Raw genomic sequence first — 24,465 nt, 5'->3', positions numbered from 1 at the left:
AAGTGCATGGCCTGGGACCTGCCCGACCCCTTCGTCATCGACATCAGCGTGAACGCCGAGGACATCGACGGCCTCGGCCACGCCAACAACGCCGTCTACGTGAGCTGGCTGGAGCGCTGCGCCTGGCGCCATTCGCAGCGCCTGGGCCTGGACCTGGCCGAATACCGCCGGCTCGACCGCGCCATGGCGGTGGTGCGCCACGAAATCGACTACCTCGCTGCCGCCTACGAGGGCGAGGAACTGCAGATGGCCACCTGGATCGTCGAGTCCGACCAGAAGCTGCGCATGGACCGCCGCTTCCAACTGGTGCGCCCGGCCGACGGCGTGACCCTGCTGCGCGCCCGCACCACCTTCGTCTGCATCGAACTGTCCAGCGGCCGGCCCAAGCGCATGCCGGTGGAGTTCATCGAAGGCTACGGCCGCGCGCTGCTTGGCGCCGCGCCGGCCTGACGGCACTTTGCGCGGGCGGCGAGTCCCCCTAGAATTCGCCGCCTTCGACAGTAAAGGTTCCCCGCCGTGCAAATTGCCCTGGCCCCGATGGAGGGGCTGGTCGACGAAATCCTCCGCGACGTACTGACCCGCGTCGGCGGCATCGACTGGTGCGTCACCGAGTTCATCCGCGTCACCGATCGCCTGCATCCGCTGGCCACCTACGAGAAGCTGGCGCCGGAGCTGCTGCACGGCAGCCGCACCCGCGCCGGCACGCCGATGCGCGTGCAGTTCCTCGGTTCCGACCCGCAGTGCCTGGCGGAAAACGCCGCCTACGCCTGCGATCTGGGCGCCCCGGTGATCGACCTGAACTTCGGCTGCCCGGCGAAGACGGTGAACAAGTCCCGCGGCGGGGCCGTGCTGCTCAAGGAGCCGGAGCTGATGTTCGCCATCGTCGAAGCCGTGCGCCGCGCGGTGCCGGCGCAGATCCCGGTGACCTCGAAGATGCGCCTGGGCTACGAGTCCCCGGATGGCGCGCTGGACTGCGCCCGCGCCCTGGCCGACGGCGGTTCCGCCCACGTGGTGGTCCACGCGCGGACCAAGACCGACGGCTACAAGCCGCCGGCGCACTGGGAGTGGGTGGCGAAGGTGGCGGACGCGGTGAAGGTGCCGGTATTCGCCAACGGCGAGGTCTGGACCCTCGACGACTACCTGCGCTGCCGCGCCATCAGCGGCGTCGACGACATCATGCTGGGCCGCGGCCTGGTCTCGCGCCCCGACCTGGCCCGGCAGATAGCCGCCTGGCGCGAGGGCCGGGAAGTGCAGCCGATGCCCTGGCACGAAGTGCGCGTGCTGCTCGACGACTTCTGGCGCCAGGCCCGGCGCAAGCTGGCGCCGCGCTACGCGCCGGGGCGCCTGAAGCAGTGGCTGGGCATGCTCACCCGCAGCTACCCCGAGGCGGTAGAGCTGTTCGCGCAGATCCGCCGCGAGAGCGACTGCGAGCTGATCGACCGGTTGCTGCAGGTCGAGGTGGAAGAAGCCGCGTAGGGAGGGTTGCGCCGGTGCTCTTCGTAGGAGCGGGCCCTGCCCGCGATTTCGCGCGCAGGGCGCGCTCCTACATGGAATGGTGCGGGTGGGGCGGCGTAGGAGCGGATCCTATCCGCGAATCGTGCCGGTGGTTCCGGCTATCGCGGACAAGGTCCGCTACGCCGCCCCGCCCACGTCATTCCCATGTAGGTGCGGGGGAAATGCGGTGCCTCACGGAGCGTGTAGGGGCACGGAATCGAGCGAGCAGGCCTGTGGCCCCCTCACCCCAGCCCTCTCCCGGAGGGAGAGGGGGCCGTTCGGAGTACGTTGGTGTTTCAGCGTTAGCCGGCTAGCACAGGGGTGCCGGCTGAAACCAGGGCTTCTCTCGGCACGGACTGACTCTCTCCCGGGGGGAGTGGGAGTGTTCGGAGTCCGTTGGTGATTCGGCGTTAGCCGGCTAGCACAGGGATCGCCGGCTGAAGCCAGGCCTCCTCTCGGCACGGACTAGCCCCCTCTCCCTCCGGGAGAGGGCTGGGGTGAGGGGAAAGCCCGAGCGCCGATGTCATTCCCCCTGTAGGAGCGCGCCCTGCGCGCGAATCGCGGGCAGGGCCCGCCTACAGTTCGCCGTGAGGCATGACGTTTCCTCGTCCTACCGCCCGCCACTGACGTCGACGAATGTCCCGGTGCTGTAGCTCGACTCGTCCCCGGCCAGGAACAGGATCGCCCGCGCCACTTCCTCCGGTTCCCCGCCACGGCCCAGCGGAATGGCGCTCTTCAGCCGCTCCACGCGCCCTGGCTCGCCGCCGCTGGCGTGGATTTCCGTGTCGATCAGCCCCGGTCGCACGGCGTTCACGCGGATGCCTTCGGCGGCGACTTCCTTGGCCAGGCCGATGGTCATGCTGTCGATGGCGCCCTTGGCCGCGGCGTAGTCGATGTACTCGTTGGGCGAGCCCAGGCGCGAGGCCATGGACGACACATTGACGATGCTGCCGCCCGCGCCGCCATGGGATTTCGCCATGCGCCGCACCGCCTCGCGGGCACAGAGGAAGCTGCCGGTGACGTTGACCGCGAACACCCGCTGCAGGCGCGCCGCGTCCATGTCTTCCAGGCGCATCTGGCGCTCCAGCATGCCGGCGTTGTTCACCAGCACGTCGAGGCGGCCGAAGGCCCGGTCCAGTTCCCGGAACAGCTTCACCACTTCCTCTTCGCAGGCGACGTCCGCGGCGAAGGCCTCGGCCTGGCCACCGGCGTCGCGGATGCGCCGTACCAGCGCGTCGGCGGCTTCGCGCTGGCGGTGGTAGTTAATGGCGACGGCATAGCCGCGTTCGGCGGCGAGCAGCGCGGTGGCGGCCCCTATGCCGCGGCTGGCGCCGGTGATCAGCATGACTTTGCGCATGTGGCTGTTCCTTCGACGAGTGGTCTTGAAAGGCTGCGAGGCGACCCTATCTGTATCCGTGCGGGAGGCCGAAACCGGGTCCCGCTTCCGGAGTCCTGCAGACAGGCTCCACCAATGACCTTGCTGATTATTCAGGAGATTCGCCATGAGCAACGTACTTTCTCTTGCCCCGCTGTTCCGCCAGTCGATCGGCTTCGATCGTTTCAACGACCTCTTCGAATCGGCGTTGCGCAGCGAGAACGGCAGTTCCTACCCGCCCTACAACGTCGAGAAGCACGGTGACGACCAGTACCGCATCGTCGTCGCCGCCGCCGGCCTGCAGGAAGAAGACCTGGAGCTGCAAGTGGAGCGCGATGTGCTGACCGTTAGCGGCGGCAAGCGCGAGAAGGCTGCCAGCGACGTCACCTACCTGCACCAGGGCATCGCACAGCGCGCCTTCAAGCTGTCCTTCCGCCTCGCCGACCACATCGAGGTCCGCGGCGCATCGCTGAAGAACGGCCTGCTGAGCGTCGAGCTGGTGCGCATCGTCCCGGAAGAGGCCAAGCCCAAGCGGATCGCCATCAACGGCCAGCGCCCGGCGCTGGAGGGTTGATGACCCAGCCATGAAAAAGGCGCCGAAAGGCGCCTTTTTCTTTTCCGCCGGTTCAGACCACGCAGGCCATGGGCGCCACCGCCTGGGCGTCGAGCAGGGCCATGAAGGCCCGCGCGGCGTTGGACAGGGTGCGCTCGGTGTGCAGGATGTAGCCCAGTTGGCGGCTGAGCTGGATGTCCTGCAGCGGCAGGCGCACGACGGTCTCGTCGAGCATGGTGCGCGGCAGCACGCTCCAGGCCAGGCCGATGGAGACCATCATCTTGATGGTCTCCATATAGTTGGTGCTCATGCCGATGTTCGGCGTCAGCCCCTCGGCCTCGAACATGCGCCGCACGATGTGATGGGTGAAGGTGTTGCCGCCGGGGAACACCGCCGGGTGCCGCGCCACGTCGGCGAGGAACACCGGGCCCTGCATGGCCAGCGGGTGCTCGGGGGCGGCGACGAAGTCCAGCGGGTCGTCCCACACCGGCACCGCGCGCACCGGCTCGGCGGTTTCCGGGGCCAGGGTGATCACCGCCAGCTCGGCGCGACCGTGGAGAATCTCCTCGTAAGCCACTTCCGAATCGAGGAACTGGATGTCCAGCGCCACCTGCGGGTGCGCCCGGGTGAAGGCGCGCAGCAGCGGCGGCAGGCGGTGCAGGCCGATGTGGTGGCTGGTGGCGAGCACCAGGCGGCCGCTGACCTCGCCGCTGAGGTTGGTCAGCGCGCGGCGTGTGTCGTCCAGCACGTTGAGGATCTGGTAGGCGCGCGGCAGCAGGGCGCGGCCGGCTTCGGTCAGGCTCACCTCGCGGCCGACGCGGTCGAACAGGCGCACGCCGAGCTGGCTTTCCAGGGCGGCGATGCGCTTGCTCACCGCCGGCTGGGTCAGGTGCAGGCGCTCGCCGGCCTCGGAAAAGCTGCCGGACTCGGCGATGGCGAGGAAGGTATTGAGGCTGGTCAGGTCCATTTTTTGGAGCTCCAAGCGGCAAGCCGCAAGCTTCAAGAAAAAAGCTGCGGCGTTCGCTTGCAGCTTGTGGCTTGAAGCTTATAGCTGGTGGATTCCATTTGGGAATCCTTTGAATAAAAAATATGAATTTGAGTTATTCGTCGACAGACCATAGCATCATCCCCACAAGCCCAAGGGGCATAGAAATACGCTGATGAGGAATCTCTGATGGCCGGCAAGACGCTCTACGACAAACTCTGGGAACTGCACGAGGTGAAGCGCCGCGATGATGGCTCGTCGCTGATCTACATCGACCGCCACATCCTCCACGAAGTGACCTCGCCGCAAGCCTTCGAAGGCCTGCGCCTGGCCGGCCGCAAGCCGTGGCGCATCGACGCCAACATCGCCACCCCGGACCACAACGTGCCGACCACCCGCGCCGAACGCCAGGGCGGCCTCGAAGCCATCGCCGACGAAGTCTCGCGCATCCAGGTCAAGACCCTGGACGAGAACTGCGACGACTTCGGCATCCTCGAATTCAAGATGAACGACGTGCGCCAGGGCATCGTCCACGTGGTCGGCCCGGAGCAGGGCGCGACCCTGCCGGGCATGACCGTGGTCTGCGGCGACTCGCACACTTCCACCCACGGCGCCTTCGGCGCGCTGGCCCACGGCATCGGCACCTCCGAGGTCGAGCACGTGCTCGCCACCCAGTGCCTGGTGGCCAAGAAGATGAAGAACATGCAGGTGCGCGTGGAGGGCAAGCTGCCCTTCGGCGTGACCGCCAAGGACATCGTCCTCGCGGTGATCGGCAAGATCGGCACCGCCGGCGGCAACGGCCATGCCCTGGAATTCGCTGGCAGCGCCATCCGCGACCTGTCCATGGAAGGCCGCATGACCATCTGCAACATGTCCATCGAGGCCGGCGCCCGCGTGGGTATGGTGGCGGTGGACGAGAAGACCATCGAGTACGTCAAGGGCCGTCCGTTCGCCCCGCAGGGCGCCGACTGGGCCAAGGCCGTGGAAGCCTGGAGCGACCTGGTTTCCGATGAAGACGCCCACTTCGACACCATCGTCGAGCTGCGCGCCGAGGACATCAAGCCGCAGGTCAGCTGGGGCACCTCGCCGGAAATGGTCCTGGCCGTCGACCAGAACGTGCCGGACCCGGCCGTCGAGGCCGACCCGGTCAAGCGCGACTCCATCGTCCGCGCTCTCAAGTACATGGGCCTGAACGCCAACCAGGCGATCACCGACATCCAGCTGGACCGCGTGTTCATCGGCTCCTGCACCAACTCGCGGATCGAAGACCTGCGCGCCGCCGCCGCCGTGGCCAAGGGCCGCAAGGTCGCCTCCAGCGTCAAGCAGGCGCTGGTGGTGCCGGGCTCGGGCCTGGTCAAGGCGCAGGCCGAGCGGGAAGGGCTGGACAAGATTTTCATCGAGGCCGGCTTCGAGTGGCGTGAACCGGGCTGCTCCATGTGCCTGGCGATGAACCCGGACCGCCTGGAGAGCGGCGAGCACTGCGCGTCCACCTCCAACCGCAACTTCGAGGGCCGCCAGGGCGCCGGTGGCCGCACCCACTTGGTGAGCCCGGCCATGGCCGCCGCCGCCGCGGTGACCGGCCGCTTCATCGACGTCCGTGAATTGATGCAGGCCTGAGGAGACCGAACATGAAAGCCTTTACCCAGCACACCGGTCTCGTCGCGCCGCTCGACCGCGCCAACGTCGACACCGACCAGATCATTCCCAAGCAATTCCTCAAGTCGATCAAGCGCACCGGCTTCGGCCCCAACCTGTTCGACGAGTGGCGCTACCTGGACGTCGGCCAGCCGAACCAGGACAACTCCAAGCGCCCGGTGAACAAGGACTTCGTGCTGAACTTCCCGCGCTACCAGGGCGCCAGCGTGCTCCTGGCCCGCGAGAACTTCGGTTGCGGTTCGTCTCGCGAGCACGCGCCCTGGGCGCTGGACGAGTACGGTTTCCGCACGGTGATCGCGCCGAGCTTCGCCGACATCTTCTTCAACAACAGCTTCAAGAACGGCCTGCTGCCGATCATCCTGAAGGACGAGGAAGTCGACGAACTCTTCCAGCAGTGCGAGGCCACCGAGGGCTACCAACTGACCGTCGACCTCGCTGCGCAGACCGTGACCCGCCCGGACGGCAAGCAGTACCGCTTCGAGGTGGACGCCTTCCGCAAGCACTGCCTGCTCAACGGCCTGGACGACATCGGCCTGACGCTGCAGGACGCGGACGCCATCCGCGACTTCGAGGCCGGCTACAGGCAGCGCCAGCCCTGGTTGTTCCGCGACGCCTGAATGGCGTCGTACTACCCCGCGAGGAGAACGTCATGACCCAGAGTCGCCACGAAGCCGTGGTCGAGCGCCAGTTCGGCGCCCAGGCCAACGCTTACCTGAACAGCGCCGTGCATGCCCAGGGCGAAGAGTTCGCCCAGCTGCGCAAGCGACTGTCGGCGAGCAGCGGCGCCCGCGTGCTGGACCTGGGTTGCGGGGCGGGGCACGTCAGCTTCCATGTCGCGCCGCTGGCCGGCGAAGTGGTGGCCTACGACCTCTCCGAGCAGATGCTCGCCGTGGTGGCCTCGGCCGCCGCCGAGCGTGGCCTGGACAACATCCGCACGCGTCAGGGCGTGGCCGAGCGCCTGCCGTTCGAGGATGGCGAGTTCGACTTCGTCTTCAGCCGCTACTCGGCGCACCACTGGCGCGACGTCGGCCAGGCCCTGCGCGAAGTGCGCCGGGTGCTGAAGCCGGGCGGCGTGGCCTGCTTCATCGACGTGGCGGCCCCCGGGCTGCCGCTGCTGGACACCCACCTGCAGGCGGTGGAAGTGCTACGCGACACCAGTCACGTGCGCGACTATTCGCCGTCCGAGTGGGCGCGCCTGGTCGGCGAGGCGGGCCTGGCGGTCACCGCGTGCAGCCGCCAGCGCCTGCGCCTGGAGTTCACCTCCTGGGTCGAGCGCATGCGCACGCCGGAGGTGATGCGCCAGGCCATCCGCGCCCTGCAGCTTTCCGTGGGCATTGAGGTGCGCGAGTATTTCGAGATCGACGCCGAGGGTTCCTTCAGCACCGACGTGCTGGTGCTCTGGGCGAACAAGTAACAGCTGCAAGCGATAGGCTGCAGGCGGCAAGCAAGCGTCTGCGGCCTTTTACCTATTCCGAAGGAAGAAAGTGATGAGCAAACAGATTCTGGTTCTCCCCGGCGACGGTATCGGCCCGGAAATCATGGCCGAGGCGGTCAAGGTCCTGCAGCTGGCCAACGACAGGTTCCAGCTGGGCTTCGAGCTGACCGAGGACGTCATCGGCGGCGCCGCCATCGACAAGCACGGCGTGCCGCTGGCCGACGAGACCCTGGAGCGCGCGCGCAAGGCCGACGCCGTGCTGCTGGGCGCCGTGGGCGGGCCGAAGTGGGACAAGATCGAGCGCGACATCCGCCCCGAGCGCGGCCTGCTGAAGATCCGTTCGCAACTGGGCCTGTTCGCCAACCTGCGCCCGGCCATCCTCTATCCGCAACTGGCCGATGCCTCCAGCCTGAAGCCGGAAATCGTCGCCGGCCTGGACATCCTCATCGTCCGCGAGCTGACCGGCGGCATCTACTTCGGCGCGCCGCGCGGCACCCGCGAGCTGGAGAACGGCGAGCGCCAGTCCTACGACACCCTGCCGTACAGCGAGAGCGAGATCCGCCGCATCGCCCGCGTCGGCTTCGACATGGCCCGCGTGCGCGGCAAGAAGCTGTGTTCGGTGGACAAGGCCAACGTCCTGGCCTCCAGCCAGCTGTGGCGCGAGATCGTCGAGGAAGTGGCCAAGGACTACCCGGACGTCGAGCTGAGCCACATGTACGTCGACAACGCCGCCATGCAGCTGGTGCGCGCGCCCAAGCAGTTCGACGTGATGGTCACCGACAACATGTTCGGCGACATCCTGTCGGATGAGGCTTCCATGCTCACCGGTTCCATCGGCATGCTGCCTTCAGCGTCCCTGGATGCGAACAACAAGGGCATGTACGAGCCGTGCCACGGCTCGGCGCCGGACATCGCCGGCAAAGGCATCGCCAACCCGCTGGCGACCATCCTCTCGGTGTCCATGATGCTGCGCTACAGCTTCAACCAGGGCGCCGCGGCGGACGCCATCGAGAAGGCGGTGAGCCAGGTCCTCGACCAGGGCCTGCGCACCGGCGACATCTGGTCCGAAGGCTGCAAGAAGGTCGGAACCCGCGAAATGGGCGATGCGGTAGTCGCCGCGCTGCGGAATCTGTAATCTCTCCGGTTCGCCCGCCCCTGGGCACCCGCACAGAACGGGCAGGGGCGGCGGTCCACTACTTATTCGAAGGTGTAGTAGCGATGAAGCGTGTAGGTCTGATCGGTTGGCGCGGCATGGTGGGTTCGGTGCTCATGCAGCGGATGCTGGAAGAGCGGGACTTCGACCTGATCGAGCCGGTGTTCTTCACCACCTCCAACGTCGGTGGCGAAGGTCCGTCCATCGGCAAGGACATCGCCACCCTCAAGGACGCCTACAGCATCGAGGAACTCAAGACCCTCGACGTCATCCTGACCTGCCAGGGCGGCGACTACACCAACGAAGTCTTCCCCAAGCTGCGTGAAGCCGGCTGGCAGGGCTACTGGATCGACGCCGCCTCCAGCCTGCGCATGCAGGACGACGCGGTGATCGTCCTCGACCCGGTGAACCGTCGCGTTATCGACCAGTCGCTGGACGCCGGCGCCAAGAACTACATCGGCGGCAACTGCACCGTCAGCCTGATGCTGATGGCCCTGGGCGGCCTGTTCGAAGCCGGCCTGGTCGAGTGGATGAGCGCCATGACCTACCAGGCCGCCTCCGGCGCCGGCGCGCAGAACATGCGCGAGCTGATCAAGCAGATGGGCGCGATCAACGCCGCCGTGGCCGACGACCTGGCCAACCCGGCCAGCGCCATCCTCGACATCGACCGCAAGGTCGCCGAGGCCATCCGCAGCGAAGCCCTGCCCACCGAGCACTTCGGCGCGCCCCTGGCCGGCAGCCTGATCCCCTGGATCGACAAGGAACTGCCCAACGGCCAGAGCCGCGAGGAGTGGAAGGGCCAGGCCGAGACCAACAAGATCCTCGGCCGCTTCAAGAACCCGATCCCGGTGGACGGCATCTGCGTGCGCATCGGCGCCATGCGCTGCCACAGCCAGGCGCTGACCATCAAGCTGAACAAGGACGTGCCGCTGACCGACATCGAAGGCCTGATCAGCCAGCACAACCCCTGGGTCAAGCTGATCCCCAACCAGCGCGAAGCCAGCATGCGCGAGCTGACCCCCGCCGCCGTCACCGGCACCCTGAGCGTCCCGGTCGGCCGCCTGCGCAAGCTCAACATGGGCTCGCAGTACCTCGGCGCCTTCACCGTCGGCGACCAACTGCTGTGGGGCGCGGCCGAGCCGCTGCGGCGCATGCTGCGCATCCTGCTGGAGCGCTGATCGCAGCCTCCCCGAAGACGCCGGCCCTGTGCCGGCGTCTTGCTTTGTACAGGCGGAAAAAGTCGATCACTCGACAGAACGGCGAAGTCGCCGGCGCCGGTGTCGTTTTCTGTGACGGAGCGCGGGCTGGCGTCTGGCGCCCTGTGATTATCCTCGCTGCCCGGCCCGTTCGGGCCGGCCGGTGGGTTGGGGCCGCCGGGGGAGTCATCGACAGCAGGGGATGGGGATGTTCCGCTTCGCGCACGTATTTCTGGCCGCCGCCGTCGCGGCCGCTTTCCTGCCAGCACGCGCCAGCGCGCTGGAACTGGGGGATATCGCTTCGCAGGCCGCGCTGGGCCAGACGCTGGATGCGCGGATCGAGCTGCGCGGCATGGGCGATCTCGGCGCCGATGACCTCAAGGTCAGTCTGGTGCCGCAGCAGGAGGCCGAGCGGCTGGGCATGGAGCCCAACTACGTCTTCCTTTCCGGCTTGCGCTTCACTCCGGAGGTCGGGCGCAACGGCCGCGGGGTGATCCGCGTGCAATCCAGCGGCCCGGTGCGCGAGCCCTACGTCAATTTCGTCCTGCAGGTGGCCTGGCCGCAGGGGCGGGCCATGCGCGAATACACCCTGCTGCTCGACCCGCCGAACTACCAGGCCGTCGCCCAGGCGCCCAGCGCGCCGGTCGTTTCCGCCGCGCCGTCGGCGGCCATCGCGGCGCCGGTGAAGGCGCCCGGCGTTGCCGCACCGGTGCCTTCGGGCAGCCACCGCATCGTCGCCGGCGACACCCTGTGGGCCATCGCCTCCCGCCACCGGCCGGCCGGGGATGCCTCGGTAATGCAGACCATGCGGGCGATCCAGGCGCTGAACCCGCAGGCCTTCATCGACGGCAACGCCAACCTGCCGCGGGTCGGCGCCGTGCTGCGCCTGCCCGACGCCAGCCAGGCCCGTGCCCAGGGGCATGCCGAGGCGGTGAGCCACTTCCAGGCCCAGGAAGCCCGCTGGCGCGAACGCCCCCGCGCACTGGACGCCACCCGCAAGGCGGCGCCCGGCGCCGCGCCTGCCGTGGCGGAGGTGCGCGACCAACTGCGCCTGCAGTCCGGGCAGGCCTCGAAGCAACCCCAGGCGAAGGCCGCCGCGGAACGCCTGGCGCTGCTGCAGGAAGACCTGGACAGCGCGCGCCGCCAGGGCGAGGAGCTGACCAGCCGGATCGGTGACCTGCAGAGCCAGTTGGACAAGCTGAACAAGCTCATCGAACTCAAGGACGCGCAGATCGCCACCCTGGTGGCGCGCCTGGCAGCGCAGTCGCGGCAACAGGCCGCGCCCACCGAGGCTGAGCCGCCGGTCGCCGTGGCGGGCAGCCCAACGCCGCAGGCGGCGCCGGCCGCCGCGCAGGAAGTCGCCCGATAGGGGGAAGGCGAACGGTGATCGACGGGCACCGGCACGATTGCCTGGGCAGGGAAGGGGGCAGTAAAGTGCTGCGTCTTGTTTCCTTCTAGCCCATGGGATTTTCGATGTCCGTCGACGTTGCTGTAGTAGGGGCCACCGGTCTGGTTGGCGAAGCGCTGGTCGAATTGCTGGAAGAGCTGGATTGCCCAGTGGCCGAGCTGCACCTGCTGGCCAGCGGCGAGTCCGCCGGCAAGAGCGTGCCCTTCCGCGGCCGCAACCTGCGGGTGCGCGAGCTGGACGGTTTCTCCTTCGCCCAGGTGAAGCTGGCGCTGTTCGCCACCTCGGCCGAGGTCGCCGGCGAGCACGCCGCGCGCGCCCTGGCCCAGGGTTGCACGGTGATCGACCTGAGCGGCAGCGTGGAAGGCGCCCTGGTGCTGTCGGCGCTGAACCCGGCGCGCCTGGACGAGCTCAGCTTCCCGGCGCTGCTGCGCGTACCCTGCGCCCCGGCTGCCGAGGTGGCCGAAGTGGTCGCCGCCCTGGGCGATTGCGTCGAACTGCAGGAACTGTCGCTGACCGCCTGCCTGTCCGCCTCGCAACTGGGCCGCGAAGGCGTGCAGGAGTTGGCCCGGCAGACCGCCGAGCTGCTCAACGCGCGCCCGGTGGAGCCGCGCCTGGTCGACCGCCAGTACGCCTTCAACCTGCTGGGCCTGGTCGGTGCGGCCGACGCCTCGGGCTACAGCGCCATCGAGCGGCGCCTGAACGCCGAGCTGAACGAACTGCTGCCGCAACTGCAGGGCAGGGTGCAGGCGGACTGCCTGTTGGCCCCGGTGTTCTTCGGCGACGCCCTGAACCTCAACTTGCGCAGCGCCGTGCCGATAGCCTTGTCGGAAGTCCGGGCCGCTCTGGAGGCGGCCGAGGGCATCGAGCTGGTCGAGGACGATTACCCGACGGTGATCGGCGATGCCCTGGGCCAGGATGCCATTCACGTCGGCCGGGTGCGTCAGGGTGCCGCCGGCCCTTGCAACCTCAATTTGTGGATTGCGTCTGATAATGTGCGAAAAGGCCTGGGACTGAATGCTGCGAACCTGGCTGCATTATTGATAAAACACTATCTGTAAAAGATACTTATCGAATATTTGAAGAAGCATTCTAGCTTGGCAATACTGGCTTGGACGGCCCTGGCGGGGGGATATCCCGGCGTTTTCGACGCCGGGCATAGCGGGCGCCAGGTGTTGTTCCGAAACGCTCGAATCCAGAAGAAAGCTGTTAAAACAAGGGATTAGATTATGGTCCGGCTTCGTAAACTGGTGCAGGCAATTGCGGCTGCTTCGGCGTTGACCACCGGCATGGCGCATGCGCTGGGGTTGGGAGACATCCACCTGCACTCGGCGCTGAACCAGCCGCTGAATGCCGATATCGACGTGACGGACGTCCGCGACCTGACGGCCGGCGAGATCATTCCCAAGCTGGCTTCGCCGGAGGACTTCAGCAAGTCCGGCGTCGATCGCAACTTCTTCCTCACCGGGCTCAAGTTCACCGCGGTGGTCCAGCCCAACGGCAAGAGCGTCATCCATGTGACCTCCGACAAGCCGGTGCAGGAGCCCTACCTGAACTTCCTCGTGGAAGTGCTCTGGCCCAGCGGCCGGGTGCTGCGCGAATACACCGTGCTGCTCGACCCGCCGCTGTACTCGCCGCAGGTGGCTGCCGCCGCCGCGCCGCGTGCGCCGGTCGCCGCGCCCGCGCCCATCGCGCGCCAGCCCGTGGCCCCGGCCGCGCCCCGCGCCGTGGAGCCGGCCCCCGCGGCCAGCGCGCCGCGCCAGGCCCGCCTGGACGGTAACGAATACCGCACCGGTTCCCGCGACACCCTGTGGGAAATCGCCTCGCGCGCGCGGCCCGATGGCAGCGTGACCGTCAACCAGACCATGCTGGCCATCCAGGATCTCAACCCCGACGCCTTCATCGACGGCAACATCAACCGCCTGAAGAGCGGCCAGGTGCTGCGCCTGCCCGATGCCGAGCAGATCCGCAGCCGCTCCGCGGGCGAGGCCGACGTGCAGGTGCGCGAGCAGCGCAGCGCCTGGCGCGAAGGCCGCAGCCTGGCCGGTTCCTCCCGCCAGTTGGACGCCACCCGCCGCGCCAATGCCGGCGCGGCGCCCGAGCAGGCCGAGAGCAAGGACAACCTGCGCCTGGTCTCCGGCGAAGCCGGCAAGGCCAAGGGCTCCGACAAGGGCGCGAAGAACGGCAAGGCGCTTTCCGACAAGCTGGCCGTCACCCAGGAAAGCCTGGACAGCACCCGCCGCGAGAACGACGAACTGCAGAGCCGCATGACCGACCTGCAGAGCCAACTGGACAAGCTGCAGAAGCTGATCGAGCTGAAGGACGCGCAACTGGCCAAGTTGCAGGGCGAGCTGGCGACTACGCCGCAGCCCGCCGCGCCGGGCTCCGCGCCCGCCGGCCAGCCGCCGGCGCCCGGCGCCGAAGCACCCGCCGCCCCGGCAGCGGCTCAGCAGCCCGATGCCACGGCTGCCGCCCCCGCTCAACCGGCCGCGCCGGCAGCCGCCAAGCCGGCCGAACCCAAACCGGCGGCGCCCAAGCCCGCTGCACCTGCACCGGCCGCCGAAAACGAGCCGGGGCTGATCGAGGAACTGCTGGCCAACCCGACGCTGCTGGCCGCCATCGGCGGCAGCCTGGTGCTGGTCCTGCTGCTGGTGCTGCTCCTGCTGCGCCGCCGCGCGGCCCAGGCCGAGGCCGCCAAGGTCGAGCCCGCCGTGGCCGGCCCGAGCGGAACGGACGAGCCGCTGGAACTGGCTGCCGGCGAATTCGACAGCCTGAGCCTGGAAGACGAGGACGCAGCCCCGGCAAGCGCGCCGGTCGCCGGTGAAAAGGTCGCCGCGCAGACCAGCGATCCACTGGGCGAGGCCGACATCTACATCGCCTACGGCCGCTTCAACCAGGCCGCCGAACTGCTGCAGGGCGCCATCTACGACGAACCGCAGCGCGCCGACCTGCGCCTGAAGCTGATGGAGGTCCTGGCCGAGATCGGCGACCGCGAAGGCTTCGCCCGCCAGGAAAACGAACTGCGCGAACTGGGCGGCGCCGAACCGCAGGTGGAGCAGTTGAAGTCGCGCTACCCGGGCATGGTCGCGGCGGCTGCCGTGGCCGGCGGCCTGGCCGCGGCCGCAGCCAGCAGCGACGAGCTGGATCACTTCAGCCTCGATGACCTCGACCTGACCCACGACGGCGATGCGCCCGCCGGCGAACCGGTCGCGCAGGCCGCCGGCGACCTGGACGACGCCTTCGACCTGGGCCTGGACGACCTGCAGCTCGACGACGAGGTGCCGCACGCCGCAGCCGAGCCGCAAGCCAAGGCCGGCGAACTGTCGCTGGAGGGCTTCGACCTCGACGACGACCTGCGCCTGGACGAGCCCGCCGCGGCAGCCCAGCCGGCCCAGTCGGACGACGACTTCGCCTTCGACCTCGACCTGGAAGACGATCTGGCCAAGGCCGCCCCCGCGGCACCCACGGCCAGCGACGCGCTGGACGATTTCACCCTGGACCTGCCGGACGAGCCGGCGGCTCCCGCGGTCAAGGACGAGGACTTCCTCTTCGACCTGGGCGAGGAGGGCGCCGGGCTCGCCGCGAGCGCCGACGACGACTTCAGCTTCGACCTGGGCGCCGAGAGCGAGCCTGCGGCCAAGCCGGTCGAGGGCCTGGCGGACGACTTCGACCTGTCGCTGCCCGAAGAGGCTCCCCAGGAGCTGCCGGCCGACGACAGCTTCGCGGCCCAGCTGGACCAGGTCAGCGCCGAGCTGGACAAGCTCGCCAGCGACCTCGAGCAGCCGGCCAGCCCGGCGGCGGCGCTGGAGCCCGAGATCGAGCCGTCGCTGGACTCCGCGCTGGACGAGGGCGACATGGACGACGAGTTCGACTTCCTCTCCGGCGCCGACGAGGCCGCGACCAAGCTCGATCTGGCCCGTGCCTACATCGACATGGGCGACGCCGAGGGCGCGCGCGACATCCTCGACGAGGTCATCAGCGAAGGCAGCGACCAGCAGCAGCAGGAAGCCCGCGAGCTGCTCGAACGCCTGTCCTGAGCAGGTCGCAGGTAAAGCGATGGCAGCCTTCGGGCTGCCATCGCCGTTTCAGGGCGCGGACATTGCGCGCCTGGCGGCGCCGCGCCGATCGCGGCGCATCGCCCGGGCGCGGCAATCCAGGCAGAATAGCCCGCTGAATTGCCTTTTCGGATGGCCTGAGCAGTTGAACGAGTTCGAGAGTGCGGTGGGCGAAGTCGCCACCGCTGATGTCACCAGGATCGCCCTGGGCGTCGAATACAAGGGCGCGCGCTACCGCGGCTGGCAGCGCCAGGAGGACGGCGTGCCGTCGGTGCAGGGAGCGCTGGAGCGTGCCCTGTCCAAGGTGGCTGCCGAGCCGGTGAGCGTCATGTGCGCCGGGCGCACCGACGCCTCGGTGCACGGCAGTGGCCAGGTGGTGCACTTCGACACCCGCGTCGAGCGCCCGCTGAAGGCCTGGGTGATGGGCAGCAACGCCAACCTGCCGGCGGATATCAGCGTGACCTGGGCCAAGGTCATGCCGGCGGACTTCCATGCGCGCTTCTCGGCCGTGGCGCGGCGTTACCGCTACGTCATCTACAACGATCCGATCCGCCCCGCGCACATGGCCGAGGAGGTCACCTGGAACCACCGGCCGCTGGACGTCGAGCGCATGCGCGCGGCGGCGCAGAAGCTGGTCGGCACCCATGACTTCACCTCGTTCCGCGCCGTGCAGTGCCAGGCCAAGTCGCCGATCAAGACGGTGCACCACCTGCAGGTGTTGGAGCATGGCCGCTTCATCGTGCTGGACGTGCGCGCCAACGCCTTCCTCCACCACATGGTGCGCAACTTCGCCGGGGTGTTGATGACGGTCGGGGCGGGCGAGCGGGAGCCGGAATGGGTCGACGAGGTGCTGGCGGCGCGCGACCGCCGCGCCGGCGGCGTGACCGCGCACCCCTTCGGGCTCTACCTGGTGCGGGTGGAATACCCGGAAGCCTTCGAGCTGCCGCAGCGCTACCTGGGGCCACATTTCCTTTCATCTTTGCCCGATACGCTCGGCTGACGCTGTCCGGGGCATTTGCTACCATCGACGGATTGCTTTGAAGGAAGGTCGCCGCATCTTGTCCGCCGTTCGCATCAAAATCTGTGGCATTACCCGTGTCGAGGACGCCCTGGCCGCCGCCGAGGCGGGCGCCGACGCCATCGGCATGGTGTTCTACGCCAGGAGCCCGCGCGCGGTCAGCGTGCAGCAGGCGCGCGCCATAGTCGCGGCGCTGCCGCCCTTCGTCACCAGCGTGGGCCTGTTCGTCAATGCCAGCCGCTGCGAGCTGGGGGAAATCCTTGATGCGGTGCCGCTGGACATGCTGCAGTTCCACGGCGACGAGCGCGCCGCGGACTGCGAGGGCTACCACAAGCCGTACCTGAAGGCGCTGCGGGTGAAGGCCGGCGACGACATCGCCGCTCAGGCCGCGCTTTATCCCGGCGCCGCCGGCATCCTGCTGGACACCTACGTCGAGGGCGTTCCCGGTGGAACCGGCGCGGCCTTCGACTGGTCCCTGATTCCCGAAGCCCTGCCGCGCCCGCTGGTGCTGGCCGGCGGCCTGAACGCCGACAACGTCGCCGCGGCGATCCGCCAGGTGCGCCCCTATGCCGTGGACGTCAGCGGCGGGGTGGAGGCGAGCAAGGGAATCAAGGACGCCGAGAAGATCCGCGCCTTCATCCGCCGCTGCCGCGAGGCGGATTCCCGGTGAGGTGCATGTGACGGCAGGCGGTCTGCCACCGTCATTAGGAGCTGTTGACGTTTTGTCATGCCAGCGCCGACCCCGTGTCGGCCTGGCGAAGGCGCCGCCCAGGGCGCGCCGCGATTTCGAGGGGCCGTGGCCGAGCCACGGCGCCGATGGTGATTTTTTCTGCTCACGGGCAGGCGCAAGGCTTCGGGCCGCTGAGCGCACTGTCCCCGCATTGGAGAACAGAGCATGAGCAACTGGCTGGTAGACAAGCTGATCCCTTCCATCATGCGTTCCGAGGCGAAGAAGAGCTCGGTACCGGAAGGCCTGTGGCACAAGTGCCCGTCCTGCGACGCCGTGCTGTATCGGCCGGAGCTGGAAAAGACCCTGGACGTCTGCCCCAAGTGCGACCACCACATGCGCATTGGCGCGCGCACCCGCCTGGACATCTTCCTCGACGAGGAAGGCCGCGAGGAGCTGGGCGCCGAGCTGGAGCCGGTGGATCGCCTGAAGTTCCGCGACACCAAGAAGTACAAGGACCGCCTGGCCGCCGCGCAGAAGGACACCGGCGAGAAGGACGCGCTGATCGCCATGAGCGGCAAGCTGCAGGGCCTGCCCGTCGTGGCCGCGGCCTTCGAGTTCTCGTTCATGGGCGGTTCCATGGGCTCCATCGTCGGTGAGCGCTTCGTGCGCGCCGCCAACTACGCCCTGGAGCACCGCTGCCCGATGATCTGCTTCTCCGCCTCCGGCGGCGCGCGCATGCAGGAAGCGCTGATCTCGCTGATGCAGATGGCCAAGACCTCCGCCGCCCTGGCGCGCCTGCGCGAGGAAGGCATCCCGTTCATTTCCGTGCTGACCGACCCGGTCTACGGCGGCGTTTCCGCAAGCCTCGCCATGCTCGGCGACGTGATCGTCGGCGAGCCCAAGGCCCTGGTCGGCTTCGCCGGCCCGCGGGTGATCGAGCAGACCGTGCGCGAGAAGCTGCCCGAAGGCTTCCAGCGCAGCGAGTTCCTCCTCGAACACGGCGCCATCGACATGATCGTGCACCGCGCGGAAATGCGCGACCGCCTGGCCAAGCTGCTGGCCAAGTTCACCAACACCCCCAGCACCGCCCTCGCAGGATGAGCCAGCGTTCCCTGGCCGACTGGCTCGGCTACCTCGAACAGCTGCATCCCTCGGCCATCGACATGGGCCTGGAGCGCTCCCGCGAGGTGGCCGTCCGCCTCGGCCTGGGGCGCCCGGCGCCGCGCGTGGTGACCGTCACCGGCACCAACGGCAAGGGCTCCACCTGCGCCTTCCTCGCCGAGTTGCTCGGCGAGCAGGGCCTGAAGGTCGGCGTGTACGCCTCGCCGCACCTGCTGCGCTACAACGAGCGCGTGCTCATTCAGGGCCGCGAGGCCAGCGATGAAGCGCTCTGCGAGGCCTTCGCCGCGGTCGAGGCGGCGCGCGGCGAAATCTCCCTGACCTATTTCGAGATGGGCACCCTGGCGGCCTTCTGGCTGTTCGAGCGCGCCGGTCTCGATGCGGTGGTGCTGGAAGTCGGCCTTGGCGGCCGGCTGGACGCGGTGAACCTGGTGGACGCCGACGTCGCCGTGGTCACCAGCATCGGCCTCGACCATGCCGAATGGCTGGGCGACAACCGCGACAGCGTGGCCTTCGAGAAGGCCGGCATCTTCCGCGCCGGCAAGCCGGCCGTGTGCGGCGACCTGGAACCGCCGCAGCCGCTGCTGGACCAGGCCCGCGCCCTGGGCGCGCCGCTGCTGCTGCGCGGCCGCGACTTCGACCTGGCCATCGGCGAGCACGACTGGCACTGGCACGGCCGTGGCGCCGACGGCACCCCGCTGCGCCTGCACCACCTGAGCCTGCTCGACCTGCCCATGGAGAATGCCGCCCTGGCGCTGCAGGTCTATGCGCTGCTGGGCCTGCCTTGGCAGCCCGAGCGCCTGCTCGCGGCCCTGCTGCGGACCCGCGTGAGCGGCCGCCTGGACCGCCGCGAGGCGACCTGGCAGGGGCAGCCGCGCCACCTGCTGCTGGACGTCGGGCACAACCCCCATGCCGCCGACTACCTGGCCCGCCGCCTTGCCGCGCGGCCGCCGAAGGGCCGGCGCCTGGCGGTTTTCGGCCTGCTTTCGGACAAGGATCTGGACGGGGTGCTGGAACCCTTGCTCGGCTTGGTGCAGGATTGGGCGGTCGCCCCCTTGCCCACGCCGCGCTCGCGCCCGGCCGGCGAGCTGGCGGCAGCCTTGCTTGCGCGTGGCGCGCAGGCCAGCGTGCATGACGACATCGCCGCGGCGCTCGAAGCACAGTGCGCGCAGGCGTCGGCGGACGACGAGATCCTGGTGTTCGGCTCCTTCTACAGCGTGGCGGATGCCCTGAGCTGGCTGGACGGCAACCAGGACTGACAAGCGGTCAAGAAACGGGGGAGTGGCAATGGCTTTGCTGGATAAGGGGCTCAAGCAGCGGATCGTCGGTGCGCTGGTGTTGCTGGCGCTGGCGGTGATCTTCCTGCCGATGCTGTTCAGCCGCCAGGACGAGGTGCGCCAGGTGACGGTCGACGCCCCGGCGATGCCGAAGACGCCGGCCATGCCTGCGGTGGAAGTGCAGCCGACGCCGGTGCCCGAACCCCAGGCCCCGGTGGCCGAAGCGCCACAGGCCCCCGACGCTCAGCCCCAGGTTCAGGCGCCGGTGCCCAGTCCCGCGCCGACCACTGCGCCTTCCACGCCCATCGCCAGCCTGCCGCAAACGCCGGCCCAGCAGCCCGCCGCCCCGGCGCCGCGCCCTGCCCAGCAACCGGCCACGCCGCCGGCCCAGGCCAGCGCGCCCGCCGCGCCGGCCCAGCGCCTGGACGCCGACAAGCTGGCGGTGAGCTGGTCGGTGCAATTGGCCAGCCTGTCCAACCGCGCCCGCGCCGAGGAACTGCAGAAGAGCCTCCGCAGCCAGGGCTACAACGCCTACGTGCGCAGCTTCGACGGCATGAACCGGGTGTTCGTCGGGCCGGTGATCGAGCGCGCCGAGGCCGACCGCCTGAAGGCGCAGCTGAGCAAGCAGCAGAAGCTCAACGGCTTCGTGGTGCGCTTCCAGCCCGAACGCGGCTGACACCGATGAGCGGCTCCCGATGCATCGGGGGCTCCGCTAAACCCCGGGGCTCTGCTAAAATGCGGGGCCTTTTTCGTTTCTGGGCCGCAACGTGGCATTTACCTGGGTCGATTGGACGATGATCGGCATCATCGTCATTTCCAGCCTGATCAGTCTGAGCCGCGGCTTCGTCAAGGAAGCCCTGTCCCTGCTCACCTGGATTGTCGCGGGTGCGGTCGCCTGGATGTTCGGCGGCGCGCTGGCCGAACGTCTCGCGCCTTACATCCAACTGCCCTCCGGCCGCGTCATCGCCGCCTGCGCGCTGCTTTTCGTGGTCACCCTGCTGCTGGGGGCGCTGGTCAATTTCCTCATCGGCGAACTGGTCCGGGTGACCGGCATGTCCGGCACCGACCGCGTGCTCGGCATGGCCTTCGGCGGTGCCCGCGGCGTGCTGCTGGTGGTTTTGCTGGTCGGCTTGCTGAGCCTGGCGCCGGTGCAACAGGACCCGTGGTGGCAGCAGTCGGTGCTGCTGCCGCACTTCCTGCTGGTCGCCGACTGGTCGAAGAACATCGTCCTCAACCTGGCCGGGCACTGGTTCGCCAGTGGCCAGCTGGCACCGCCGGTCGGGATGGGGAGTATGCTGCCCAGCCAGTGACGGCTGGGCCAGGGTGGCGCAGTGCGCCGCCCGACGCCGGCCCGGGTGGGGCGGCGGGAACGGAATTTTTTAGCCTGTAAACCAACTAGGGGTTGCGTCGCATGTGTGGCATCGTCGGTATCGTGGGCAAGTCGAACGTCAATCAGGCGTTGTATGACGCGCTCACCGTTCTCCAGCATCGCGGCCAGGACGCTGCCGGCATCGTCACCTGTCAGGACGACAGGCTCTACCTGCGCAAGGACAACGGCCTGGTCCGTGACGTCTTCCAGCAGCGCCACATGCAGCGCCTGGTGGGCAAGGTCGGCATCGGCCACGTGCGCTATCCGACCGCCGGTAGCTCCAGCTCCGCCGAGGCCCAGCCGTTCTACGTCAACTCGCCCTACGGCATCACCCTGGCGCACAACGGCAACCTGACCAACGTCGAGCAGCTGGCCAAGGAGATCTACGAATCCGACCTGCGCCACGTCAACACCAACTCCGACTCGGAAGTGCTGCTCAACGTCTTCGCCCATGAGCTGGCGGTGCGCAACAAGCTGCAGCCCACCGAGGAAGACGTCTTCGCCGCGGTGGCCGGCGTGCACGCCCGCTGCGTCGGCGGCTATGCCGTGGTGGCGATGATCACCGGCTACGGCATCGTCGGCTTCCGCGACCCCAACGCGATCCGCCCGATCGTCTTCGGCCAGCGCCACACCGAGAACGGCGTGGAATACATGATCGCCTCGGAAAGCGTGGCCCTGGACGTCCTCGGCTTCACCCTGATCCGCGACCTGGCGCCGGGCGAAGCGGTGTACATCACCGAGGAAGGCAAGCTGTTCACCCGCCAGTGCGCGGCCAACCCGAAATACTCGCCGTGCATCTTCGAACACGTCTACCTGGCCCGCCCGGACTCGCTGATGGACGGCATCTCGGTGTACAAGGCGCGCCTGCGCATGGGCGAGAAGCTGGCCGAGAAGATCCTCCGCGAGCGCCCGGAGCACGACATCGACGTGGTCATCCCGATCCCCGACACCAGCCGCACCTCCGCCCTGGAGCTGGCCAACCGGCTGGGCGTGAAGTTCCGCGAAGGCTTCGTGAAGAACCGCTACATCGGCCGTACCTTCATCATGCCCGGCCAGGCCGCGCGCAAGAAGTCGGTGCGCCAGAAGCTCAACGCCATCGAGCTGGAATTCCGCGGCAAGAACGTGATGCTGGTGGACGACTCCATCGTCCGCGGCACCACCAGCAAGCAGATCATCCAGATGGCCCGCGAGGCCGGGGCGAAGAAGGTCTACTTCTGCTCCGCAGCCCCAGCCGTGCGCTACCCCAACGTCTACGGCATCGACATGCCGAGCGCCCACGAACTGATCGCCCATGACCGCAGCACCGAAGAGGTGTGCGAACTGCTCGGCGCCGACTGGCTGGTCTACCAGGACCTGTCGGACCTGATCGACGCGGTCGGCGGCGGCAAGATCAAGATCGAGCACTTCGACTGCGCGGTCTTCGACGGCCAGTACGTGACCGGCGACGTCAACGAAGCCTATCTGAACCGGATCGAGCAGGCGCGCAACGACGCGACCAAGGCCAAGGCCAACGCGGTCAGCGCCATCATCGATCTGTACAACGACTGAAGGAGAGCAGGGGATGGCACAGGAATGGGAAGCCGGTCGCCTGGACAGTGACCTGGAAGGCGCCGCCTTCGACACCCTGGCGGTACGCGCCGGGCAGCAACGCACCCCGGAGGCGGAGCACGGCGAAGCGCTGTTCCCCACCTCCAGCTACGTATTCCGCAGCGCCGCCGACGCCGCCGCGCGCTTCGCCGGCGAGGTGCCGGGCAACGTCTACTCGCGCTACACCAACCCGACGGTGCGCACCTTCGAAGAGCGCATCGCCGCCCTGGAAGGCGCCGAGCAGGCGGTGGCCACCTCCACCGGCATGTCGGCCATCCTCTCGCTGGTGATGACCCACTGCAGCGCCGGCGACCATGTGCTGGTCTCGCGCAGCGTGTTCGGCTCGACCATCAGCCTGTTCGAGAAGTACTTCAAGCGCTTCGGCGTGCAGGTGGACTACCCGCCGCTGAGCGACCTGAAGGCCTGGGAAGCGGCGATCAAGCCGAACACCAAACTGCTGTTCGTCGAGTCGCCGTCCAACCCCCTGGCCGAGCTGGTGGACATCGCCGCCCTGGCCGAGATCGCCCACGCCCATGGCGCGCTGCTGGCGGTGGACAACTGCTTCTGCACCCCGGCGCTGCAGCAACCGCTGAAACTCGGCGCGGACGTGGTGATCCACTCGGCGACCAAGTACATCGACGGCCAGGGCCGCAGCATGGGCGGCGTGGTCGCCGGCAGCCGCAAGCTGATGGAAGGCGTGGTCGGTTTCCTGCGCACCGCCGGCCCGACCCTGAGCCCGTTCAACGCCTGGATCTTCCTCAAGGGCCTGGAAACCCTGCGCGTGCGCATGCAGGCGCATTGCGCCGCGGCCCAGGACGTGGCCGAGTGGCTGGAACAGCAGCCGGGCATCGAGCGCGTCTACTACGCCGGCCTGGCCAGCCACCCGCAGCACGAACTGGCCAAGCGGCAGCAGAAGGGCTTCGGCGCGGTGGTCAGCTTCGAGGTGAAGGGCGACAAGGCCGCGGCCTGGCGCTTCATCGACGCCACCCGGATGATCTCCATCACCACCAACCTGGGTGACACCAAGACTACCATCGCCCACCCGGCGACCACCTCCCACGGCCGCCTGTCGCCGCAGGAGCGCGAGAACGCCGGCATCCGCGACAACCTGATCCGCGTCGCGGTGGGCCTGGAGGACGTCGACGACATCAAGAAGGACCTGGCACGAGGCCTGGCGGCACTGTGAGCGACCTGGCAGCGATCATCGGCAACGGCAAGGTCGCGCTGGTCACCGGCGCGGCGCGGGGCATCGGCCTGGGGATCAGCGCCTGGCTGATCGCCGAGGGCTGGCAGGTGGTGCTGGTCGACCAGGACCGCGAGCGCGGCGCCAAGGTCGCCGAGGCGCTGGGCGACAAGGCCTGGTTCATCGCCCTGGACGTATCCCAGGAAAGCCAGGTGGCGCAGACCGTGGCCGAGGTGCTCGGGCAGTTCGGCCGCCTCGACGCCCTGGTGTGCAACGCGGCTATCGCCCGCCCGGGCGTCACGTCGCTGGAGAGCCTGACGCTCAACGAGTGGAACCGCACCCTGGCGGTGAACCTCAGCGGCCCCATGCTGCTGGCCAAGCACTGCGCGCCCTACCTTCGGGCGCACCAGGGCAGCATCGTCAACATCGCCTCGACCCGCGCGCACCAGTCCGAGCGCAGCTCCGAAGCCTACGCGGCGAGCAAGGGCGGCATCCTCGCCCTGACCCACGCGCTGGCCATGAGCCTGGGCCCGGAAATCCGCGTCAACGCGGTCAGCCCCGGCTGGATCGACGCCCGCGACCTCCACGAGCGCCAGGCGGCGCCGCTCACCGAGCTGGACCACGACCAGCACCCGGTCGGCCGCGTCGGCACGGTGGAAGACGTCGCTGCGCTGGTGGCCTGGCTGCTGGGCGACAACGCTGGCTTCGTTACTGGCCAGGAGTTCGTCGTCGACGGCGGCATGACGCGCAAGATGATCTATCTCGACTGAGGTCGGGGGGGGCTCCGTGACCGTCCCCGAAGCGCGCCTGGAATCGAGGTCAAACGGCGGATAGCGCCGTAGGCGTTATGCGCCCTACGCCAAGGTCGAGACTGGCGTAGGGCGAATAACCGTTCGCGGTTATCCGCCGTTTCACAGAGCTTATGCCCGGCGTCG

22 protein-coding genes are annotated in these 24,465 nt (G+C 68.6%); 20 read left to right on the top strand and 2 right to left on the bottom strand.

All coding sequences use genetic code 11. The features are described 5' to 3' along the window. Window positions 1-6 precede the first annotated feature (6 nt). Window positions 7-450, top strand: a complete 444-nt coding sequence (locus QSJ95_RS23635; RefSeq protein ID WP_043267492.1) for an acyl-CoA thioesterase — start codon at window positions 7-9, stop codon at window positions 448-450. 66 nt (window positions 451-516) lie between these two features. Next, window positions 517-1,476 carry a tRNA dihydrouridine synthase gene (locus QSJ95_RS23630; RefSeq protein WP_285645670.1) on the top strand — a complete coding sequence of 320 codons (960 nt, stop codon included), beginning with the start codon at window positions 517-519 and terminating at the stop codon, window positions 1,474-1,476. 628 nt (window positions 1,477-2,104) lie between these two features. On the opposite strand, the gene QSJ95_RS23625 is transcribed toward QSJ95_RS23630, so the two are convergent. Beyond that, complete coding sequence (locus QSJ95_RS23625) at window positions 2,105-2,851, bottom strand: SDR family oxidoreductase (protein ID WP_285645668.1); 747 nt, start codon at window positions 2,849-2,851, stop codon at window positions 2,105-2,107. A gap of 145 nt (window positions 2,852-2,996) precedes the next feature. Here QSJ95_RS23625 and QSJ95_RS23620 point away from each other — a divergent pair, with 145 nt between their 5' ends. Next, the gene (locus QSJ95_RS23620) at window positions 2,997-3,443 is read left to right on the top strand and encodes an Hsp20 family protein (protein WP_043313526.1); all 447 of its coding nucleotides are present in this window, start codon (window positions 2,997-2,999) and stop codon (window positions 3,441-3,443) included. 52 nt (window positions 3,444-3,495) lie between these two features. Here QSJ95_RS23620 and QSJ95_RS23615 read toward each other — a convergent pair whose 3' ends face one another. After that, the gene (locus tag QSJ95_RS23615) at window positions 3,496-4,389 is read right to left on the bottom strand and encodes a LysR family transcriptional regulator (RefSeq protein WP_043267485.1); all 894 of its coding nucleotides are present in this window, start codon (window positions 4,387-4,389) and stop codon (window positions 3,496-3,498) included. A 207-nt stretch (window positions 4,390-4,596) separates the two neighbouring features. Here QSJ95_RS23615 and leuC point away from each other — a divergent pair, with 207 nt between their 5' ends. From leuC to QSJ95_RS23530, 17 genes are all read left to right on the top strand, one after another. Then, complete coding sequence (leuC, locus tag QSJ95_RS23610; protein WP_009621042.1) at window positions 4,597-6,024, top strand: 3-isopropylmalate dehydratase large subunit; 1,428 nt, start codon at window positions 4,597-4,599, stop codon at window positions 6,022-6,024. A gap of 11 nt (window positions 6,025-6,035) precedes the next feature. Further along, the gene (gene leuD, locus QSJ95_RS23605; protein ID WP_058072017.1) at window positions 6,036-6,680 is read left to right on the top strand and encodes a 3-isopropylmalate dehydratase small subunit; all 645 of its coding nucleotides are present in this window, start codon (window positions 6,036-6,038) and stop codon (window positions 6,678-6,680) included. A 32-nt stretch (window positions 6,681-6,712) separates the two neighbouring features. Next, on the top strand, window positions 6,713-7,477 hold the full coding sequence (locus tag QSJ95_RS23600; RefSeq protein ID WP_285645660.1) for a class I SAM-dependent methyltransferase: 765 nt from the start codon (window positions 6,713-6,715) through the stop codon (window positions 7,475-7,477). 73 nt (window positions 7,478-7,550) lie between these two features. Next, window positions 7,551-8,633, top strand: coding sequence for a 3-isopropylmalate dehydrogenase (leuB, locus tag QSJ95_RS23595; protein ID WP_074984791.1), 1,083 nt, complete (start codon window positions 7,551-7,553; stop codon window positions 8,631-8,633). 83 nt (window positions 8,634-8,716) lie between these two features. Beyond that, window positions 8,717-9,829, top strand: coding sequence for an aspartate-semialdehyde dehydrogenase (gene asd, locus QSJ95_RS23590; protein ID WP_009621046.1), 1,113 nt, complete (start codon window positions 8,717-8,719; stop codon window positions 9,827-9,829). A gap of 226 nt (window positions 9,830-10,055) precedes the next feature. Then, the gene (locus QSJ95_RS23585) at window positions 10,056-11,216 is read left to right on the top strand and encodes a type IV pilus assembly protein FimV (RefSeq protein WP_285645654.1); all 1,161 of its coding nucleotides are present in this window, start codon (window positions 10,056-10,058) and stop codon (window positions 11,214-11,216) included. A gap of 104 nt (window positions 11,217-11,320) precedes the next feature. Continuing rightward, window positions 11,321-12,313 (top strand): aspartate-semialdehyde dehydrogenase, encoded by a 993-nt coding sequence (locus tag QSJ95_RS23580; RefSeq protein WP_009621050.1) that lies wholly within the window; start codon window positions 11,321-11,323, stop codon window positions 12,311-12,313. Window positions 12,314-12,481: 168 nt separating this feature from the next. Then, window positions 12,482-15,289 carry a motility hub landmark protein FimV gene (locus QSJ95_RS23575; protein WP_285645653.1) on the top strand — a complete coding sequence of 936 codons (2,808 nt, stop codon included), beginning with the start codon at window positions 12,482-12,484 and terminating at the stop codon, window positions 15,287-15,289. A 19-nt stretch (window positions 15,290-15,308) separates the two neighbouring features. Next, complete coding sequence (gene truA, locus QSJ95_RS23570) at window positions 15,309-16,307, top strand: tRNA pseudouridine(38-40) synthase TruA (RefSeq protein WP_285645652.1); 999 nt, start codon at window positions 15,309-15,311, stop codon at window positions 16,305-16,307. Window positions 16,308-16,365: 58 nt separating this feature from the next. After that, the gene (locus QSJ95_RS23565; protein WP_009621056.1) at window positions 16,366-16,995 is read left to right on the top strand and encodes a phosphoribosylanthranilate isomerase; all 630 of its coding nucleotides are present in this window, start codon (window positions 16,366-16,368) and stop codon (window positions 16,993-16,995) included. A gap of 225 nt (window positions 16,996-17,220) precedes the next feature. Continuing rightward, the gene (gene accD, locus QSJ95_RS23560) at window positions 17,221-18,096 is read left to right on the top strand and encodes an acetyl-CoA carboxylase, carboxyltransferase subunit beta (RefSeq protein WP_009621059.1); all 876 of its coding nucleotides are present in this window, start codon (window positions 17,221-17,223) and stop codon (window positions 18,094-18,096) included. Then, on the top strand, window positions 18,093-19,373 hold the full coding sequence (gene folC / locus QSJ95_RS23555) for a bifunctional tetrahydrofolate synthase/dihydrofolate synthase (protein ID WP_285645651.1): 1,281 nt from the start codon (window positions 18,093-18,095) through the stop codon (window positions 19,371-19,373). The genes accD and folC overlap by 4 nt, the downstream gene beginning before the upstream one ends. 28 nt (window positions 19,374-19,401) lie before the next feature. Next, window positions 19,402-20,067, top strand: a complete 666-nt coding sequence (locus QSJ95_RS23550) for an SPOR domain-containing protein (RefSeq protein ID WP_285645649.1) — start codon at window positions 19,402-19,404, stop codon at window positions 20,065-20,067. Window positions 20,068-20,158: 91 nt separating this feature from the next. Beyond that, a complete protein-coding gene (locus QSJ95_RS23545) occupies window positions 20,159-20,701 on the top strand; it encodes a CvpA family protein (RefSeq protein WP_134163391.1) in 543 nt (180 codons plus the stop codon). 101 nt (window positions 20,702-20,802) lie between these two features. Then, a complete protein-coding gene (gene purF, locus QSJ95_RS23540; protein WP_043267465.1) occupies window positions 20,803-22,308 on the top strand; it encodes an amidophosphoribosyltransferase in 1,506 nt (501 codons plus the stop codon). A gap of 13 nt (window positions 22,309-22,321) precedes the next feature. Further along, window positions 22,322-23,533, top strand: a complete 1,212-nt coding sequence (locus QSJ95_RS23535) for an O-succinylhomoserine sulfhydrylase (protein WP_043313545.1) — start codon at window positions 22,322-22,324, stop codon at window positions 23,531-23,533. Between the two features lie 5 nt (window positions 23,534-23,538). After that, entirely contained in the window at window positions 23,539-24,300 is a 762-nt protein-coding gene (locus tag QSJ95_RS23530) for an SDR family oxidoreductase (RefSeq protein WP_134163509.1), read from the top strand. Window positions 24,301-24,465: the final 165 nt, after the last annotated feature.

Source organism: Pseudomonas sp. NBRC 100443, from assembly GCF_030268185.1.
GTDB classification, from domain to species: Bacteria; Pseudomonadota; Gammaproteobacteria; order Pseudomonadales; family Pseudomonadaceae; genus Pseudomonas; species Pseudomonas citronellolis.
The sequence above is the reverse complement of the archived record's forward strand: the minus strand, read 5'-3'. Positions and strand labels throughout refer to the sequence as shown.

Excerpts from the sequence above, each read along its gene's own strand:
- QSJ95_RS23600 (WP_285645660.1), top strand. The coding sequence starts at position 6,713 with ATGACCCAGAGTCGCCACGAAGCCGTGGTCGAGCGCCAGTTCGGCGCC.
- QSJ95_RS23550 (WP_285645649.1), top strand. The coding sequence starts at position 19,402 with ATGGCTTTGCTGGATAAGGGGCTCAAGCAGCGGATCGTCGGTGCGCTG.
- leuB (WP_074984791.1), top strand. The coding sequence starts at position 7,551 with ATGAGCAAACAGATTCTGGTTCTCCCCGGCGACGGTATCGGCCCGGAA.
- QSJ95_RS23535 (WP_043313545.1), top strand. The coding sequence starts at position 22,322 with ATGGCACAGGAATGGGAAGCCGGTCGCCTGGACAGTGACCTGGAAGGC.
- QSJ95_RS23635 (WP_043267492.1), top strand. The coding sequence starts at position 7 with ATGGCCTGGGACCTGCCCGACCCCTTCGTCATCGACATCAGCGTGAAC.
- leuD (WP_058072017.1), top strand. The coding sequence starts at position 6,036 with ATGAAAGCCTTTACCCAGCACACCGGTCTCGTCGCGCCGCTCGACCGC.
- folC (WP_285645651.1), top strand. The coding sequence starts at position 18,093 with ATGAGCCAGCGTTCCCTGGCCGACTGGCTCGGCTACCTCGAACAGCTG.
- leuC (WP_009621042.1), top strand. The coding sequence starts at position 4,597 with ATGGCCGGCAAGACGCTCTACGACAAACTCTGGGAACTGCACGAGGTG.
- QSJ95_RS23625 (WP_285645668.1), bottom strand. The coding sequence starts at position 2,851 with ATGCGCAAAGTCATGCTGATCACCGGCGCCAGCCGCGGCATAGGGGCC.
- purF (WP_043267465.1), top strand. The coding sequence starts at position 20,803 with ATGTGTGGCATCGTCGGTATCGTGGGCAAGTCGAACGTCAATCAGGCG.
- accD (WP_009621059.1), top strand. The coding sequence starts at position 17,221 with ATGAGCAACTGGCTGGTAGACAAGCTGATCCCTTCCATCATGCGTTCC.
- QSJ95_RS23585 (WP_285645654.1), top strand. The coding sequence starts at position 10,056 with ATGTTCCGCTTCGCGCACGTATTTCTGGCCGCCGCCGTCGCGGCCGCT.
- QSJ95_RS23615 (WP_043267485.1), bottom strand. The coding sequence starts at position 4,389 with ATGGACCTGACCAGCCTCAATACCTTCCTCGCCATCGCCGAGTCCGGC.
- truA (WP_285645652.1), top strand. The coding sequence starts at position 15,309 with ATGGCAGCCTTCGGGCTGCCATCGCCGTTTCAGGGCGCGGACATTGCG.
- QSJ95_RS23580 (WP_009621050.1), top strand. The coding sequence starts at position 11,321 with ATGTCCGTCGACGTTGCTGTAGTAGGGGCCACCGGTCTGGTTGGCGAA.
- asd (WP_009621046.1), top strand. The coding sequence starts at position 8,717 with ATGAAGCGTGTAGGTCTGATCGGTTGGCGCGGCATGGTGGGTTCGGTG.
- QSJ95_RS23575 (WP_285645653.1), top strand. The coding sequence starts at position 12,482 with ATGGTCCGGCTTCGTAAACTGGTGCAGGCAATTGCGGCTGCTTCGGCG.
- QSJ95_RS23620 (WP_043313526.1), top strand. The coding sequence starts at position 2,997 with ATGAGCAACGTACTTTCTCTTGCCCCGCTGTTCCGCCAGTCGATCGGC.